This window comes from Gordonia hongkongensis, from assembly GCF_023078355.1.
In the GTDB taxonomy this organism is placed as follows: Bacteria; Actinomycetota; Actinomycetes; order Mycobacteriales; family Mycobacteriaceae; genus Gordonia; species Gordonia hongkongensis.
This window is the reverse complement of sequence record NZ_CP095552.1, coordinates 1,339,853-1,354,164: the sequence shown is the minus strand read 5'-3', so window position 1 is coordinate 1,354,164 and position 14,312 is coordinate 1,339,853. Positions and strand designations below refer to the sequence as shown.

At 69.9% G+C, this 14,312-nt stretch carries 13 protein-coding genes; 8 read left to right on the top strand and 5 right to left on the bottom strand.

What is annotated here, in order from left to right; all coding sequences use genetic code 11:
• Nucleotides 1-142 precede the first annotated feature (142 nt).
• The 4 genes from MVF96_RS06135 to MVF96_RS06120 are packed head-to-tail and all read right to left on the bottom strand — an operon-like array spanning nt 143 to nt 1,899.
• The gene (locus MVF96_RS06135; RefSeq protein WP_065631944.1) at nt 143-589 is read right to left on the bottom strand and encodes a molybdenum cofactor biosynthesis protein MoaE; all 447 of its coding nucleotides are present in this window, start codon (nt 587-589) and stop codon (nt 143-145) included.
• Nucleotides 586-1,077: a MogA/MoaB family molybdenum cofactor biosynthesis protein gene (locus tag MVF96_RS06130; protein ID WP_247451666.1), complete on the bottom strand. Its 492-nt coding sequence runs from the start codon at nt 1,075-1,077 to the stop codon at nt 586-588. The genes MVF96_RS06135 and MVF96_RS06130 overlap by 4 nt, the downstream gene beginning before the upstream one ends.
• Nucleotides 1,070-1,621 (bottom strand): cyclic pyranopterin monophosphate synthase MoaC, encoded by a 552-nt coding sequence (moaC, locus tag MVF96_RS06125; RefSeq protein ID WP_058251632.1) that lies wholly within the window; start codon nt 1,619-1,621, stop codon nt 1,070-1,072. The genes MVF96_RS06130 and moaC overlap by 8 nt, the downstream gene beginning before the upstream one ends.
• A gap of 5 nt (nt 1,622-1,626) precedes the next feature.
• Nucleotides 1,627-1,899 (bottom strand): hypothetical protein, encoded by a 273-nt coding sequence (locus MVF96_RS06120; protein WP_058251633.1) that lies wholly within the window; start codon nt 1,897-1,899, stop codon nt 1,627-1,629.
• A 101-nt stretch (nt 1,900-2,000) separates the two neighbouring features.
• Between MVF96_RS06120 and MVF96_RS06115 the strand changes: the two genes are divergently transcribed.
• Both MVF96_RS06115 and MVF96_RS06110 read left to right on the top strand, forming a co-directional pair.
• A complete protein-coding gene (locus MVF96_RS06115) occupies nt 2,001-4,112 on the top strand; it encodes an RCC1 domain-containing protein (RefSeq protein ID WP_247451665.1) in 2,112 nt (703 codons plus the stop codon).
• 126 nt (nt 4,113-4,238) lie between these two features.
• Complete coding sequence (locus tag MVF96_RS06110; RefSeq protein ID WP_247451664.1) at nt 4,239-6,611, top strand: protein kinase domain-containing protein; 2,373 nt, start codon at nt 4,239-4,241, stop codon at nt 6,609-6,611.
• 52 nt (nt 6,612-6,663) lie between these two features.
• On the opposite strand, the gene MVF96_RS06105 is transcribed toward MVF96_RS06110, so the two are convergent.
• Nucleotides 6,664-7,422, bottom strand: coding sequence for an IclR family transcriptional regulator (locus MVF96_RS06105; RefSeq protein WP_065631960.1), 759 nt, complete (start codon nt 7,420-7,422; stop codon nt 6,664-6,666).
• Nucleotides 7,423-7,575: 153 nt separating this feature from the next.
• Here MVF96_RS06105 and MVF96_RS06100 point away from each other — a divergent pair, with 153 nt between their 5' ends.
• From MVF96_RS06100 to MVF96_RS06075, 6 genes are all read left to right on the top strand, one after another.
• Nucleotides 7,576-8,850, top strand: a complete 1,275-nt coding sequence (locus tag MVF96_RS06100; RefSeq protein WP_137810525.1) for a DUF6986 family protein — start codon at nt 7,576-7,578, stop codon at nt 8,848-8,850.
• The gene (locus MVF96_RS06095) at nt 8,847-9,662 is read left to right on the top strand and encodes a bifunctional allantoicase/(S)-ureidoglycine aminohydrolase (RefSeq protein WP_247451663.1); all 816 of its coding nucleotides are present in this window, start codon (nt 8,847-8,849) and stop codon (nt 9,660-9,662) included. The genes MVF96_RS06100 and MVF96_RS06095 overlap by 4 nt, the downstream gene beginning before the upstream one ends.
• A gap of 37 nt (nt 9,663-9,699) precedes the next feature.
• Nucleotides 9,700-10,362, top strand: coding sequence for a response regulator transcription factor (locus tag MVF96_RS06090; protein WP_068972650.1), 663 nt, complete (start codon nt 9,700-9,702; stop codon nt 10,360-10,362).
• 3 nt (nt 10,363-10,365) lie between these two features.
• The gene (locus MVF96_RS06085) at nt 10,366-11,787 is read left to right on the top strand and encodes a sensor histidine kinase (protein WP_247451662.1); all 1,422 of its coding nucleotides are present in this window, start codon (nt 10,366-10,368) and stop codon (nt 11,785-11,787) included.
• 136 nt (nt 11,788-11,923) lie between these two features.
• Nucleotides 11,924-13,315 carry an MFS transporter gene (locus MVF96_RS06080; protein ID WP_226512702.1) on the top strand — a complete coding sequence of 464 codons (1,392 nt, stop codon included), beginning with the start codon at nt 11,924-11,926 and terminating at the stop codon, nt 13,313-13,315.
• Between the two features lie 9 nt (nt 13,316-13,324).
• Entirely contained in the window at nt 13,325-14,263 is a 939-nt protein-coding gene (locus MVF96_RS06075) for a TAXI family TRAP transporter solute-binding subunit (protein ID WP_247451661.1), read from the top strand.
• The last annotated feature ends 49 nt before the right edge of the window (nt 14,264-14,312 follow it).

Sequence of the window (14,312 nt, the reverse complement as noted above, 5' to 3'; positions counted from 1 at the left end):
GACCCAGACGAAGGGCCCCGCACGATGAACCATCCGTGCGGGGCCCTTTTCCATTGGTTTCGACAAGCTCAACCAGCGGGGGGTCAGCTCAACCAGCGGGGTCAGCTCAACCAGCGGGGTCAGCTCAACCAGTGGGGCGGGGTCAGGCCGAGTTGACCCATTCGTCGGTGCCGTCGTCGAAGAACTGGTGTTTCCAGACCGGCAGGCGGGCCTTGACCTCGTCGACGAGGCGCGAGCAGGTATCGAACGCCGCCCGACGATGGTCGGCCGCCACCGCGACCACGAACGCGATGTCGCCGATGACGAGGTCGCCGACCCGGTGGGACACCGCGACCGCGCGCACCCCGTCGACCGCGGAGACCTCCGCGACGACCTCGGCCAGGACCTTCGTCGCCGTGGGATGCCCCGAGTAATGCAGCGCGGTCACGGTGCGGCCGCCGTCGTGGTCGCGGACCGCGCCCACGAACCCGACCACCGCACCGGCTTTGCCGTCGGCGGCGTCGATGACCATCGCCTCGTGGTCGGCCAGCGTGATCGGCTCGTCGACGACCGCGGTGTGCACCACGTGCGAGCCGGCCTCTCGGGTCATCGGTGGTCGCCTCCGCGGATCTGATCGAGCGCGTGGTGGACGACCCCGGCGAGGACGCCGAGCCCGTCGCGGACCCCGCCGGTCGAACCGGGCAGGTTCACGACGAGGGTCGTCCCGGCGATTCCGGCGAGTCCGCGTGAGAGGACCGCGGTGGGCACCGTCGGCAGCCCAGCCGAGCGGATGACGTCGGCCAGACCCGGGATCTCGACGTCGAGGAGCGGGCGGGTCTGTTCCGGAGTCCGGTCCGTGGGCGTCAAACCCGTTCCGCCCGTGGTGATGACGAGGTCGACCTCGGCGCAGATCGCGGCGCGGAGGGCCTCGCCGACCGGCGGGCCGTCGGCGACGACGTCGCACTCGTCGACGGTGAAGCCCTGCTCGACCAGCCAGGCCTCGATGATCGGTCCGGACCGGTCTTCGTAGACACCGCTGCTGGCGCGGTTCGACGCGACGACGACGCGCGCGACACGGGAAGAATTCCGGTCAGTCATGAGCCGGGTCAGACGGTTCGCGGTACCAGTCGCCGGATTTGCCGCCGGTCTTGGCGAGCAGGCGGATGCCGTCCATCTGCGCCCGTCGGTCGACGGCCTTGACCATGTCGTGGAGTGTCAGCCCGGCGACTGCGACCGCGGTCAACGCCTCCATCTCCACACCCGTCTGGCCGGAGGTGGCCACGGTCGCGGTGACCTCGATGGTGTCGGCGCCGATCGCGAAGTCGACCTCCACCGACGACAACGCCAACTGATGGCACAGCGGGATCAGCTCGTCGGTGCGTTTGGCCGCCATGATCCCGGCGATGCGCGCCGTGGCCAGCACATCTCCTTTGGGCAGCCGCGACTCGCTCAGGAGACCGATCACCTCGGCGGTGGTGTGGAACGTGCCAGCGGCGACGGCGCGACGCTTCGTCGTCGGCTTGGCGCCGACGTCGACCATGCGGGCCGTTCCGGACTCGTCCAGATGACTCAGCCGGGAGCCGCCGGCCGGCCCGGTGTCCCGGGCGTCCGACCCACCTTCGTCAGTCCCGGTGGGCGGCATCGACGTCAGCGGTTGACGATGGTCTTCGACTGCACGAACGGCAGGTCGTCGACCGGAAGCGGGAACTCCGTGTCGCCGAACGGCGACAACGCACCCGAGATGTGGGTCGCGAGTTCGGAGACCGCGTGCTCGGCGGCGTCGCCGTTCTCGTCCTGCGGCCAGCCGTTGTCGACGTAGTGCTTCTTGCCCTTGGCAGATTCGACGACCTTGCCGGTGCCGGCCCCCGCTTCGCCGGAGGAGGGTGTTTCAGCGCCAGATTTGTTTGCCACGTCGTGCATTGTGCCATGCCGTTCGAATGAACAAGAGCCGTGTCCGGGGCGGAAGTCCCGTGCCGGGGCTATGGTCGTCGCAACACAGGTCACGCCCCCAGGAGGCGCCCATGGTCGCCCAACCGGTCCAGGTCGCCGGCTACCGGGTGATCACGCGGCTGGGGAGCGGCGGAATGGGCACCGTCTACCTGGTCGAGAATCCGCAGCTACGTCGGCGCGAGGCCCTCAAGGTGATCTCGATCGCCGAGACCGTCGACGAGGAGTTCGCCCGCCGGTTCAGTCGCGAAGCACAGACCGCGGCAGCCCTCGACCATCCTTCGATCGTCACGATCTACCACTACGGCGTCGCCGACGGCGACCCCTGGTTCACGATGGCCTACCTCGACGGCCGTGACCTCCGACGCGCCTCGCTCCGCCCCGACGAGGTGGTGGCCGTCGTCTCCCGCGTCGCCGACGCCCTCGACTACGCACACGAGCACGGCGTGATCCACCGCGACATCAAACCGGGCAACATCATGGTCACGCGCCGCGCGATGGACGACGCCCTCGACCGCGTCGTCGTGCTCGACTTCGGGATCGCGAAGCTCACCACCGCGACCACTCTGACGGCGCCGTCGTCGTTCGTGGGCACCCTCGTCTACGCCGCGCCGGAGATCCTCGACGGCAAACCCGCGGGCCCCGCATCGGATCAGTACGCGCTGGCCTGCACCGCCTACGAATTGCTCTCCGGCGCAACCCCGTTCGATGCCGACACGCAGACCCGTCACATCGTCGCCAAGCTCACGACACGCCCGGCGCCGATCAGCACCCACCGCCCCGAGCTCGCCGCCCTCGATCCCGTCTTCGACCGTGCGCTCGCGCGCGGCCCCCTCGACCGCTACCCCACCTGCGGTGCGTTCGCCGCGGATCTGGGCGCCGCGCTGGGGCGAACCCACTCCGACAACCGGCCACCCGCGCCCGTGGCTGCGACCCAGGTCATCACCCCGCCTCCACCGGCGAAGCCGACCCAACCGTGGGTCGCCCCATCCCCCGCGCCCCCGACGCACACCCGCCGGCGACGGTGGCCGCTCGCCCTCGCCGCGGTCGCCGTGGTCGCGGTGCTGGCCGTCGTCGTCGCGATCGGGGTCCTCACCCTCGGCGGCGATGGCGGGGACACTTCCGGCGCCCCGTCGTCGCCGATCGCGGCGGCCGATGCCGGCGCCCAGCTCAGCGCCGGGCTCGGTGCCACGTGTTCGATCCGGGACGGGACCGCCTATTGCTGGGGCGACAACGCGGCCGGTCAACTCGGCGACGGCACGACCGAGGCGCGCCAGACGCCCACGCCGGTCGCCGATCTCAGCGGCGTCACCGCGATCAGCACCGGTGGACCCAACAGCTGTGCGATCGCCGAGGGACTCGCGTACTGCTGGGGGAACAACGACTACGGGCAGATCGGCGACGGCACGACCGACGCGCGGCTGACGCCGACCCGGGTCGCCGGTCTCGCCGATGTCACCGCCATCTCGACCGCCAACTGGGCCACGTGCGCGATCTCGGCGGGCTCGGCGTACTGCTGGGGCACCAACGACTTCGACCAGCTCGGCGACGGTTCGACCGCGAATCAGTACCGGCCGGTCCGGGTTGCCGGGCTCGACGACGTGACCGCCATCAGCGTCGGCGTGAACTTCACGTGTGCCGTCGCGACCGGTGACGCCTACTGCTGGGGGCTCAACGACAACGGACAGGTCGGCGACGGCACGACCACCAACCGGGCCCGCCCGACCCGGGTCGCCGACCTGGACGGCGCGACGTCGGTCTCCGCGGGCGCCGCGACCGCCTGCGCGATCGCCGGGGCGAGTGCATATTGCTGGGGCGACAACGCGTTCGGCCAACTCGGCGACGGCACCACCTACGGCCGACGCACGGCGACGCCGGTGTCCGGCCTGGACGGAGTCGAGGCCATCAGCACCGGCACGTCGAACACCACCTGCGCACTCGCGGCCGGGGTCGCGTACTGCTGGGGCGCCAACGCCTGGGGCTCGGTCGGCGACGGCACCCTGACCGACCGGCCGGCGCCCACCCGGGTGAACGGATTGTCCGATGTCGGCGCGGTGTCCACCGGCGAACGAACCACGTGCGCGCTTGCGTCGTCATACCTGTGGTGCTGGGGTTTCAACGCCACCGGACAGCTCGGCATCGGGGGCACCGACGACCGTCTGACCCCCACTCAGGTCACGTTCTAGCGTCGGCTCCGTCATCCGGTTGAAGGGTGCCCCGGACCTTTCCCGGTTCGGTATCGTCCCTGCATACGTCTGCGAGAGCAGCCATTTGGCAGCCGCTCTCCCGCCAAGCCAGAAAGAGGTGACGCCGTGCCGTTGAGTCCCGGCACCCACATCGCCGGTTATCGCGTGGTCTCCCAGCTCGGCGCGGGCGGTATGGGCGAGGTGTACCTCGTCGAGAACCTGCAACTCGAGCGGCGGGAGGCCCTGAAGGTCATCTCCACGGCGGTCAGTGCCCAGCCCGGGTTCAACCAGCGCTTCACCAACGAGGCCCGCACCACCGCGAAGCTCGACCACCGCAGCATCATCACCATCCACCAGTACGGCATCGAGGACGGCTCGCCCTGGTTCTCGATGAGTTACGTCGAGGGCAAGGACCTCACCGAGGAACGTCTGACGCCGGCGGAGGTGTCGACGGTCGTCGGACAGGTGGCCGATGCCCTCGACTACGCGCACCGCCACCACGTGGTGCACCGGGACATCAAGCCCGCCAACATCCTGGTCACGCGCGATCCGGCGACGAACGCCGTCGAACGCGCCCTCGTGCTCGACTTCGGCATCGCCAAGCTCGCCGGCTCGGCCAACCTGACCGGCACCCATTCGTTCATCGGGACGGTCGCCTTCTCGGCCCCGGAGACACTCGAGGGCGCCGACGCCACGGCCCGGTCGGACCAGTACTCGCTGGCCTGCACGGCCTACGCGATGCTCGCGGGGCAGCCGCCCTTCGTCGGACAGTCCGAACCGTCGGTGATGCTGGGCCACATCCAGCGCCCGGTCCCCCACATCGGCCAGCTGCGCGGCGACCTCGCGCACCTCGACCCGGTGTTCCAGCGCGCCCTGTCGAAGAATCCCGCATCCCGCTATCCCGACTGCCGCAGTTTCGCGGCCGCCTTGAAGTCGGCGCTCGAATCCCCTGCTGCACAGGGCAACACGATGATCGCGGGTTCGGTTCCGCCGCCCACCCTCGTCGGCGGTGGCACCGGCGGCCCGTCCACGGGTCACCCCTCGGCACCCCAGCAGCAGTTCGGCCCACCCCATGGCCAATACACCCCGCCGCCGCAGCCGACGATGACCGGACCGTCGGGCCCGCAGCCGCTGATGAACAAGCCGTCGGGGCCCCAGCCGATGTACTCCTCGGCCCCTCACCTCTCGGGCCCGCACGCGCAGCCCGGGCATCCCCAGGTCGGCTACCCGGGTATGCCGCCGGTCCCGCCGAAAAAGAAGAAGCGGACCGGCCTCATCGTCGCCGGCGTCCTCGGCGCCGTGTTGCTGCTGGTGGTCGCCGCCGTCGTGGGACTCGCCGTCCTGGGCAGTACCGTCGCCGACCCGGAGAAGGCGACCGTCGCGCAGCCGGTGGTGAGCACGAACTTCGGCAGCAGCTGCGCAGTGGTCAACGGCAGCGTGCACTGCTGGGGCGACAACGACTCCGGTCAGCTCGGCGACGGTTCCACGACGCCGCACACCCGACCGGTGGCGGTGACCGGGGTCGCCAACGCGACCGCGGTCACCACCGGCGGCTACCTCACCGGCGAGAACGCCTACGTCTCGACGGCCTGCGCCATCGCCGCCGGCGACGCATTCTGTTGGGGCAACAACCATTACGGCGAAGTCGGCAACGGTTCCAGCGGTTCGACCGTGGACTCCGCGACCAAGGTCGGCGCCATCTCCGACGTCAAGGCGATCTCCACCGGCTGGGGCACCACCTGCGCGGTCGCCGGCACCGACGCCTACTGCTGGGGGAACAACGAATACGGCCAGCTCGGCACCGGCGGCGGCACCGACCCGGTCTCGGCGCCGACCAAGGTCCCCGGACTCGGCGTCGTCACCGACATCACCACCGCCTACGGCACCACCTGCGCGGTGTCGGACGGCTCGGCGTTCTGCTGGGGCGCCAACGACAACGGGCAGATCGGTGACGGCAGCACGACGGCGCGCTCGGCGCCGGTGAAGGTCGGCGCGCTGACCGACGTCACCGACATCACCGTCGGCGGCTACCACGAGGCATCCGACGACGACGATCCGAACACCAACACCAGCACGTACTTCCAGACGACCTGTGCGGTCGCCGGTGGCGACGCGTGGTGCTGGGGTTCCAACGCCTACGGCCAGATCGGCGACGGCACCACCGAGACCCGCCAGGCCCCCGTTCAGGTCGGCAATCTGAGCGGCGTCTCGGCCATCTCCACCGACTGGGGCACCACCTGCGCGGTCTCCGACAACCGGGCCTTCTGCTGGGGAGACGACGACCGCAGCCAGCTCGGCTCGTCCGGCGGGTCGGTGAAGATCCCCCGCGAGGTCTCGACGCTGACCGACGTCACCTCGATCTCGACCGGCAACGGGACGTCGTGCGCGATGGCGGCCAAGTCGGTGTACTGCTGGGGATTCAACAACGACGGTCAGGTCGGCGATGGTTCCAGCGGCGACGGCGCCAACCGCACGACGCCCACGAAACTGACCATCTAGCTCTTTTGCCGCCGCCTGAGCCGCACCCCTGCCGCCTGAGCTTGCCGAAGGCCTACTCGCGCGACCCGATCAGTGCCTCGGACACGGTCTCCGCGGCCGTGCGGAGCGCCCCGACCGCGCGGGCCCGGAGCCCGTCGTCGAATCGGGCGACCGGCCCGGAGATCCCGACCGCCATGGGCGTGGGCGCACCGGGGACGGCGACCGCCATCCCGCAGACGCCGACCTCGTGTTCCTGTTCGTCGGTGGCGACCCCGCTCGCCCGTACCTGCTCGACGGCCGCGAACACACCCGACAGCGACGTGACGCTCCATTGGGTGGCGGGGGTGAGCCCGGCCTGCGTGACGTGTTTGAGGATGCGCGCATCGTCGAGTTCGGCGAGCACGGCCTTGCCGACCGCGGTGTTGTGCATCGTGACCCGACGGCCGACCTCGTTGTTGGTGCGCATGCTGTGCGGGGACGGAACCTGCGCCACGTAGATGACCATGTCGCCGTCGAGGACGGCGAGACTTGCGGTCTCGCTGAGTTCGCCGACCAGGGAGGCGAGGACGGGTGCGGCGACCGCGCCGAGCTGCCGGTTGGCCACCTCGCCGAGTCGGATGAGCCGGGGGCCCAGGGCGTACGACCGGTTCGGGAGCTGCCGGACATACCCGATTCCCACGAGTGTTCGCAGCAGCCGGTGGATGGTCGGGGGCGGAAGCGGGGATTCCGCCGACAGATGGCTCAGTGAGCACTCGCCGCCGGCGCGCCCGATGAGCTCGAGCAGTTCGAATGCGCGCTCGACGGATTGCACACCGCCGGAGTTCCCCGCCATCGCCACCTCCACAGTCCGGCATCACGCTACGTTCCATGATGTGAAACCACAATCAGGGTCCGTCTGCGCACACGGGTGGTCGCATCCGACAGTTCTGGAGTAAACTCCGCTCTGCGGAATTTGATTTCCATTGATCCGACACGAAGGGGCGCCATGAGCGTGCAACCCGGTCGCCTCGGCGCGACCTTCCTCGCTGAGATCGAGGCCGCCCTCGCACCGTCGGACGCGGTGCTATCCGATCGGTATCCGGGCGACGACGGGAGCCGGCAGCCGGTCCACACGGTCTACGTTCCCGCCGACCGGTACACCGCCGAGCTCGCCCGGGAGTGGGGCCATTCCGCCCTGGAGGCAGCCGCCGACCACGGCGGCCTCGCCGCGATCGCCCGCTCGACCGTCGCCCGGACCGACTCGGCGGCCACCGCGCTCGCGGATCTCGTCGAGAACAAGCTGCGCACCGAGCCCATCGAGGATCTGCGCATCGACTTCGAGGACGGTTACGGTGTCCGCGCCGATGACGAGGAGGACGCGCACGTCAGCGCCGCCGTCGCCGCGATCCGGGCGGCCGGCGACGCCTCACCGCCGTTCCTCGGCATCCGCTTCAAGTGTTTCGAGGCCGACGTCCGCGCCCGCGGCCTGCGCACCCTCGATCTGTTCGTCGCCGGCCTGGCGGACACCGGGGACCTCCCGGCGGGTCTGACGCTCACGCTGCCCAAGGTCACCTCGACCGACCAGGTCGTCGCGATGGTCGCCGTCGCCCGCGAACTCGAGCGGGTTCACGGACTTCCGCAGGGTCGCATCGGTTTCGAGATCCAGGTGGAGACCCCGCAGTCGGTGATGAGCGCCGACGGCACCGCGGCCGTGGCGGCGATGATCCAGGCCGGCGAGGGCCGGGTGACCGCACTGCACTACGGAACCTACGACTATTCGGCATCCCTCGGCATCGCCGCGGCGTATCAGTCGATGGAACATCCCGTCGCCGACCACGCGAAGGCCGTGATGCAACTCGCCGCGGCCGGCACCGGTGTGCGGTTGTCGGACGGATCGACGAACATCCTCCCCGTCGGAGACGCCGAGGCCGTCGAAGCCGGCTGGGCGTTGCACGCGCGACTGGTCCGGCGCCACCTCGAGCGCGGCTTCTATCAGGGGTGGGACCTCCACCCCGCGCAGCTCGTCACCCGCTTCCTGGCCACATACGCCTTCTATCGCGACGGATTCGATTCCGCCGCAGTGCGTCTGCGCAACTACGCGCACAAGCTCGAGTCGTCGGTGCTCGACGAACCGGCGACGGCCCGCGCACTCGCCGGCTTCATCCGACGCGGCGAGGTGTGCGGCGCACTGACCGTCGACGAGGTCGAGACCGCGACCGATCTGCCCATCGAGAAGGTGCGCGACTTCGCACTCCCCCACTCACAAAGGACAACCCGATGAACGCGACGCCGTACTACACCCCCGCCGGTGGACTCCCGCCGCAGACCGACCTGCTGAGCGACCGCGCGGTCGTCACCGAGGCGTACACGGTGATCCCGCGCGGCGTGCTCCGCGACATCGTCACCTCGGTCTTCCCGGAGTGGACCGACACCCGCGCCTGGGTGCTCAACCGCCCGGTACCCGGTGGCGCGCAGACCTTCGCCCAGACCATCGTCGAGGTCGCCCCGGGCGGCGGATCGGCTGCGCCCGAACCGCAGTCGGAGGTCGAGGGTTTCGTCTTCGTCACCGCCGGATCGCTGACCGTGACCATCGCGGGCGAGGAACACGTCCTGACCGACGGCGGCTTCGGCTACCTGCCCGCGGGCACACCGTGGTCGGCACACAACCGCGGCGATGTCCCCGTCTCCTTCCACTGGATCCGAAAGCGCTACGAGCCCATCGCGGGCCACGAGCCGGCCCCGAAGTTCGGCAACGAGCGCGACATCGAGCCCTCCCCGATGCCCGACACCGACGGCGCGTGGCGCACAACGAGAATGCTCGATCCCCAGGACCTCGCCTACGACATGCACGTCAACATCGTGACCTTCGAGCCCGGCGCGTCGATCCCCTTCGCCGAGACCCACGTGATGGAACACGGCCTCTACGTCCTGGAGGGCAAAGCCGTCTACCGGCTCAACGAGGACTGGGTGGAGGTCCAGGAGGGCGACTACATGTCCCTGCGCGCCTTCTGCCCGCAGGCCTGCTACGCCGGCGGGCCGTCGAACTTCCGGTACCTCCTATACAAGGACGTGAATCGGCAGATCGTGCTCTGAGAGGTCGCCTCCGGTTCCTGTCGTACCGTGAGAGACGATGCGTATCGCGGTGGTGGAAGACGACGACGGGGTCGGTGACGCACTCGTCGACGCCCTGAACGAGGTCGGGCACGAGCCCCGTCGCATGCGCCGCGGCGCCGATCTCCTCCTGGGTCACCGGGACTTCGACCTCGCGCTTCTCGACCTGGGGCTGCCCGACGAGGACGGGCTGACCGTGCTGCGCAGGCTGCGGGCGGTGAGTGAGATGCCGGTCGTGGTGCTCACCGCGCGGCAGGACGAGAGGTCGGTGGTGCGTGCGCTGCGCGGGGGCGCCGACGACTATGTGGTGAAACCGGCGCGCCTCGGCGAGCTGATGGCCCGCCTGGAGGTGGCCGCCCGTCGGCGCACCGCCGACGCACCTCCACCCGCGGCGCGACAGATCGCCACCGGCGACATCGTCGTCGATCTCGACGCGCGACTGGTGACCGTGGCCGGCACCGACGTCGCCCTCACTCCCAAGGAGTTCGAACTCCTCGCGCACCTCGTCACCCGCCGGGGGGAGGCGGTGAGCCGCGAACAGTTGATGGACGCGATCTGGGGCGACGCCTACGTCGCCATCTCGCGCAGCCTCGACGTCCACATGACCGCGCTCCGGGCCAAGCTCGGCAGGCCGGGCGTGATCGAGACGATCCGCGGGTACGGCTACCGCTGGGGTTCCTGAACGATGTGGCGCCGCGTACTGCTCGTGCTCGTCGTCTATTCGGCGATCGTGGTCCTGGGCCTGGCGGTACCTCTCGCGACGACGGCGAGTCGTGAACGGCTGCAACGGTTCACCGAGAGCCGGACCGCGTCCGCGGTCTATTTCACCGACCTCGCGGATCGAGACCCGGAGATGCGGGGTACGGAACTCCAGCGGGCCGCCGAGCGCTACCGCGACCTCTACGACGAAGGTGTCCTGGTGGTCGATCGAGCCGGCACGACGCGCGCCTCGGCCGGCCTCTCGGCCCGGTCACCCGAGGTCGCCGAGGCCGTCTCCGAGGCACTGCGCAATCAACGCACCCGGATCGCGTCGGGGTTGACACCCTGGTCGCCCGACTCGGTACTCGTGGCCATGCCGATCGGCACGGGCACCCAGGTCGACGGCGCGGTCGTCATCGAGGCATCGACGACGGCGGCGAAACGCGATGTCGTCGGAACGTGGGCAGTGATCGCCGCCGGGGCCCTCGCGATGCTCGTGATCGGGTCGATGATCGCGGTTGCGTTGTCGCGGTGGACGGTTCGCCCACTCACGGCGTTGTCGGCACGGGTGCGCTCGCTGCGCGCCTCGATCATCGACAGCGGCCCGTCAGCGCACGACACGCCCCCGGGTGGGCCGCCCGGTCAACGGCACACCGGCCCACCGGAGGTCCGCGAGCTGGCCCGGATCTTCGACGCGATGGCGGACGACGTCGAGAACGCCACCGCCGCCCAACGCCGCCTGGTCGCCGACACCGCGCACGCACTTCGTAATCCCTTGGCAGCGGTCCGCTTTCGCCTCGACACCCTCGGCCTCGGATTGACCGGCCGCTCGCTGGAATCGCATCAGAAGACCATCGTGGAGATCGACCGGCTCGACCGCATCGTCGACGACCTACTCGTCCTCGCCACCGCCGAGTCGCGGCCCGCCGGTTCCACCACAGGGGTCTGCGACGTCGCCGCCGTGCTGGTCGAGCGCCACGATTTCTGGGCGGACGCGCTCGCCGACGCGGGGATGTCGGCGTCGATCACTTCGCCGCCCCGGCCCGGGTCGGTGATCGCCGCGCTCGACGAGGACGACCTCATCCGGGCGATGGACGTCCTGATGAGCAACGCGGTCAACCACGCCGGGGAAGGTGCCCACGTAGAGCTGGGCTGTCGATCCGAGGGAGCGCGTATCCGGGTCTGGGTCGCCGACACCGGACAGGGCGTGACGGCCGACGACTTGCCACGGATCACGGAGCGGTTCTTCCGCGCGTCGTCCGGCAGCGGGCCGGGCTCCGGACTCGGATTGGCCATCGCCGCGGCCCTTGTCGAAGGAGCCGGCGGCGAACTGGAGGTGACCGCCGGACGCCCCGCGGGACTGCGGGTGGACCTCTGGATCCCGGCGGCCGACGTCCCATTCCACTAGGCCGTGGACGACCTGTCCTAAGGGACTGTTAGGAAACGGCGATCGGCTTCCGTTCCGCCTGTGACTGCGTTCACAGTGTTAGGGGCACCGACGCCGGACCGGGTCGGGTGCACGTTCGACGACCTGGAGGACCCTGATGACCGACTCGCCCACCCGGCAGCCCGCGAACGCCCGGAGCGCACCGCCGACGTCGTCGGCCGCGGCGACGCGTCGTGCCGTGCTCAACACCCTGCGCGGGTCCTCCGGCAACCTCGTCGAGTGGTACGACGTCTACGTCTACACCGTCTTCGCGACGTACTTCGAGAGCCAGTTCTTCGACTCGGCCGACAAGAACTCGACCGTCTACGTGTATGCCATCTTCGCCGTCACCTTCCTGATGCGGCCGGTCGGCTCCTGGTTCTTCGGTCGGTACGCGGACCGTCGGGGCCGCCGGGCGGCGCTGACGTTCAGCGTGTCGTTGATGGCGGCGTGCTCCCTCGTCATCGCGCTGACACCGGGTCGCGAGTCGATCGGCGTGTGGGCGGCGGTCGTCCTGGTGCTCTGTCGACTGGTACAGGGGTTCGCGACCGGCGGTGAGTACGGCGCGTCGGCCACCTACATGTCCGAGGCGGCCACCCGCGAGCGTCGCGGCTTCTTCTCGTCGTTCCAGTACGTCACACTCATCGGCGGACACGTACTGGCGCAGCTCACCCTGCTGGTGATGCAGGGCTTCCTCGACAAGGACCAGATCTCCGACTTCGGTTGGCGCATCGCGTTTCTCATCGGCGGCGTGGCCGCCGTGGTCGTCTTCTGGCTGCGCCGCAGCATGGACGAGTCGCTCACCCCGGAGCAGTTGGAGGCCGTCCGCAGCGGGGCCGACTCCGAGTCCGGCTCGATCCGCGAACTCGTCCTGAACTACTGGCGACCCCTGCTGGTCTGCTTCCTGGTCACCATCGGCGGCACCATCGCCTTCTACACCTACAGCGTCAACGCACCGGCCATCGTCAAGACCGCCTACGAGGACCACGGTCGCACCGGGACCTGGATCAACCTCATCGGTTTGATCTTCCTGATGGTGTTGCAGCCGATCGGCGGAATGATCAGCGACAAGGTCGGACGCAAACCCGTCCTCATCTTCTTCGGCGTCGGCGGTGTCCTGTACACCTACGTCCTGATCACCTACCTGCCCCAAACAACCTCGGTGGCAACGTCGTTGACCCTGCTCGCCATCGGCTACATCATCCTCACCGGCTACACCTCCATCAACGCGATCGTGAAGGCGGAGCTCTTCCCCTCTCACGTCCGCGCGCTGGGAGTGGGTCTGGGCTACGCGCTCGCGAACTCGGCGTTCGGCGGCACCGCACCGCTGATCTACCAGGCCGCGAAGAACGGCGGTCATGTCCCGTGGTTCATCGCCTACGTCACCGTCGTGATCGCGGTGTCGCTGATGGTCTACATCTTCGTCTTGCGCAACAAGGCGGAGACCCCGCTCGATCGCGAGCAGGGGCGGGCATTCCTCGACGCAGAGGCCGTTGCCCGGCGGGCCTAAGGTGTCATCATGTCGTTCGCGCGCGGGCCGGTGGACCGGCGGACTATGCTCCGCGGGGCCACCGGCCTGGGCGCGCTGCTTCTCCTGACCGCGTGCGGAACCGAACGCGGCGCACCGGTCCGCCTCGCGGCGGGAGAGCCCGGCGGGTTCTTCTGGGAGTTCGCCGGTCTTCTCGCCGCGGCGGCGGACCGGTCCGGCGCGCCGGAGATCCGCCCGCGGCAATCCGGCGGCTCTGCTGAGAACCTCGACGCCCTGGCGGACGGTTCCGCGGAACTCGCCATCAGTCTCAGCGACACGGCCATCGAGCGCGCGGGCCCACAGCTGACGGCGCTCGGATGCGTGTACGAGAACTACTTTCAGGTGGCGGTCCGCACCGGGTCCGGGATCGCGACGGTCGCCGACCTGCGCGGGCGGTCGGTGAGTGTCGGAGCACCGGGGTCCGGCGCCGCCGGACTCTCCGAGCGGGTACTCGCCGCAGCCGGCCTCGATGCCGGCCGCGACATCCGCCCGGTCCAGCAGACGATGGCCGACGCTGGCGCCGCCCTTGCCGCGGGAGAGGTCGACGCCGTCATGTGGGCGGGCGGTCTGCCGACCCCGGCGTTCACCGACTTGCGCGTGCCGATCGTCCTGCTCGACCTCGGTGGCGTAGTCGCGGGCCTACGACAGCGGTTCGGACCCGCATACGAGCCCGTACGCATCCCGGCCGACATCTACGGCCGGCACCCCGCGGTCACCACCGTCGGGATCGCGAATCTCCTGCTCGCCCGTCGGGATGTACCGGATGCGACCGCCGCGGCCATCGCCGACGTCCTGCTCGACCAGGCTGCTCACCTCGTGCCCGCCCAGGCGATCGGCAGCCAGTTCCTCGACGCGCAGTCGTTGATCCTCACCGGACCCATCCCCCTGCATCCGGGTGCCGCGGGCGAGTACCGCCGTCGGCACGGGTGAACCGCAGCCGCTCGGCGACGGGTCGCGGTCCGTGATACACCTAGGCCGA